The 2,325-nt window shown below is 78.4% G+C and carries 2 protein-coding genes; both read right to left on the bottom strand.

What is annotated here, in order from left to right:
- Positions 1-390 precede the first annotated feature (390 nt).
- The gene (locus ABT263_RS38675) at positions 391-1,044 is read right to left on the bottom strand and encodes a class I SAM-dependent methyltransferase (RefSeq protein WP_352298630.1); all 654 of its coding nucleotides are present in this window, start codon (positions 1,042-1,044) and stop codon (positions 391-393) included.
- 91 nt (positions 1,045-1,135) lie between these two features.
- Positions 1,136-2,325 (bottom strand): M48 family metalloprotease (locus tag ABT263_RS38670; protein WP_352298628.1); only part of this gene is annotated, 1,190 nt, incomplete at its 5' end.

Genomic DNA, 2,325 nt, shown 5'->3' with positions numbered 1-2,325 from the left:
AACCGGCCGGGCGGCGGCGGGCGGAGCGGCCGGGGGCTGGGCCGCGCCGGGGGCGGGCTGCTGCGGTCCGCGCACCCAGCCGCCGGCGCCGCCGCGCGCGGTCGGATCCCAGACCGCCGGAGCGGTGTTCTGCTGGTCCGTCATTGCTGGCCCCCACCGTCCGCCCGGTCGCTCTGCCTGGTGCTGTGCCGCTGTCGTCGGCGCGCGTGCGCCGCGCGGACACCGTACCGTTCGAACCCCCGCCCGACAGCCCCGGCACGACGTTAGAGCATCCGTGATCGGCCGGGGGGCCGGTCCGGCGATCTCGTCGGGCCGCCCCGGCGTTCGAGCGCGGCGTTCGACGGCGGCGCTCGAAGGGCGGGGCCGGGCGGGGCTCCGCGGCCCGGTCGCTCAGCCGCGGGAGCGGCGCAGGACCCGCAGCGAGCCGGTCGCCGAGACCTCCTCGAAGCCCTCGGCGAGCGCCCGCAGGTAGACCCGGTACGGCGCCTGGCCGCCGTCCGCCGGGTCGGGGAAGACGTCGTGCACCACCAGCAGGCCCTCGGGGGCCAGGTGGCGGGCCCAGCCCTCGTAGTCGCCGGTGGCGTGCTCGTCGGTGTGGCCGCCGTCGATGAAGACCAGGCCGAGCCGACCGCCCCAGAGCGCCGCGATCTGCGGCGACCGGCCGACCAGGGCGACCACGTGGTCCTCCAGCCCGGCCGCGTGCAGGGTGCGGCGGAACCGGGGGAGCGTGTCCATCCGGCCCACCGCCTGGTCCACCAGCGTCGGGTCGTGGTACTCCCAGCCGGGCTGCTGCTCCTCGGAGCCCCGGTGGTGGTCGACGGTCAGCGCCACCGTGCCCGCCTCCCGGGCGGCGGCGGCCAGCAGGATCGCCGACCGCCCGCAGTAGGTGCCGATCTCCAGCACCGGCAGCCCGGTCCGCCGGGCCGCCGTCAGCGCCGCCGCGTACAGGGCGAGGCCCTCGTCCGCCGGCATGAACCCGGTCGCGCCCTCGAAGGCCGCCAGCACCTCGGGTGCGGGGCGCGGGTTCTCCAGGAGGTCGGACATGGTGCAGCTCCCTTGCCGGGTGATTCGGTGCTCGTGCTCGCCGTCGGACCCTACTGGACGGTAGGCCGCGGCGCCCGTCCCGGGCGGATCCTCAGCCGGCCAGCAGGGTGCGCGCGATGCGGACGCGGTGCGGCGCCAGCTCGGCGGCGATGGCGGCGGTCTCGGCGGGCGTCGTCGTGACGGCGGCCGGCAGCTCGGGGCCCCGGTCGAGGAGGGCGAGCCGCAGGTGGGTCGGCGGGTGGGTGGGGTCCACCGCGCCCCGCTCCAGGGCGGAGCGGCGCAGCAGGCGCTCGTGCTCCAGCGCCGGGACGTCGGCGGCCTGGTCGCGCAGCCGCTCCCAGAACGCCTCGGGGGTGGTCGCCGGCCGCGTGGACGGCGCCGCCGGGGCGTGCTGCGGACCGCGGCGCGACGCGTGGGGCCGGCTCCGCAGCTCCGCGCGTGCCCGGGCCGCCGCCGTCTCCACCGCCTGGCCGAGCAGCAGGGTCCGCAGCAGGCGCCGGGCCGCTCCGGTGGACGCGGTGCGGGCGGCCAGCGTGTCCGCGTGGTACTCGGCCTGCTGCCCGGCGCGCGAGGTCAGCCGGTCGAGCAGCCGGAGCAGCGCCAGCAGCAGCCGGGCGACGCCGCCGAGCAGGACGGCGAGGAGCAGGTCGGTGAGCTGGAACAGCAGCTCCAGCCCCACCGCGTCCCGGTAGTGGCCGCGCGGGCGGGTGAGGTCGTACCAGTGGGCGAGCGCGTGGATCGCCGAACCGAGCCAGAGGCCCTGCCGGTGGTCGCCGTTGACCCGGTGGCCGAACTCGTGCCCCAGCAGGGCGATCCGCTCCTGTTCGCCGAGTACCTCCCAGAGCGGCAGGCCCAGGGTGAGCACCGACCGTCGGCGTAGCCCGACCGCCCCCATGCTCGCGTTGAACGCGCCGTCGACCCGGATCACGTCGACCGGCCCGGCGCCCACCTCGGCGGCGACGCGGTCCGCCAGGCCGTAGAGGGCGGGCGCCTCGGCACGGTCCAGCACGCCCTCGCCGCGCGGGGTCCGGCCGAGCCGGGGCCGGAGCAGGACCACCAGGCCGAGCACGGCCGCGCCCAGACAGCGGAGCGGGGTGTTGCCGGTGACGAGCAGCCACAGGCCCCAGCCGCACAGGGCCGCGGTGGTCAGGTGGACCGTGCCGGCGATGACCGAGGCGGCCAGCCAGGCCCGCTGCCCGACGGTGGCCGGCCGACCGGCCGCGATGTCCTCGTAGAGCCGGTCGGTCCGGGCCGTCGCGGCCGCCGCGTGCCGGGCGGCCG

Source organism: Kitasatospora sp. NPDC001603 (assembly GCF_040298365.1).
GTDB lineage: Bacteria > Actinomycetota > Actinomycetes > Streptomycetales > Streptomycetaceae > Kitasatospora.
This window is presented reverse-complemented; position numbering and strand designations above follow the sequence as displayed.

Excerpts from the sequence above, each read along its gene's own strand:
- ABT263_RS38675 (WP_352298630.1), bottom strand. The coding sequence starts at position 1,044 with ATGTCCGACCTCCTGGAGAACCCGCGCCCCGCACCCGAGGTGCTGGCG.